The sequence below is a fragment of the Candidatus Nanopusillus massiliensis genome (genome assembly GCF_920984865.1).
In genome coordinates this window covers 151,958-152,458 of the sequence record NZ_OV100765.1, presented here as the reverse complement: position 1 = coordinate 152,458, position 501 = coordinate 151,958, and positions in this window count along the sequence as shown.

The window sequence follows — 501 nt, the reverse complement described above, 5'->3', positions numbered from 1 at the left end:
ACAGTAACCTTTACTGGNNTCATATCTATCATTTTTCCAGTATCTGCAATTAAATATCTAAAAGCTCCTGTCATTTGATTTGATAAATTTATTTTTGATTGAATGTCATTTGATGGAAAATTCATATATTGAAGTTCTCATTTGTGTTAATTTTTCAAGAACTGTTCTTTCATATGTTAAATAACTACTTACTGTTTCTACTAATTTTGCTAACATCATCATGTCTCTTTTTCAATATACATCTATATCATAGCATGCCTTTTCTGCATTTTTCTTTAATGCTATTAGAGAATTATACATGGCTCTGAAAAATCCTACTATTAATATTAAAATTACTANNAGAATAATAAGCCAAAACTTAATAAAAGGAATAATAATTTTATTATTTTTAAAATTTGTTAATGCTATAATATAAATATATTTACTTTAAATAAAATTTTTTTAATTTTCTAATAGTCTTCATATAAAAATCTCAAAATTATTAAAAAACATTTAAGATGT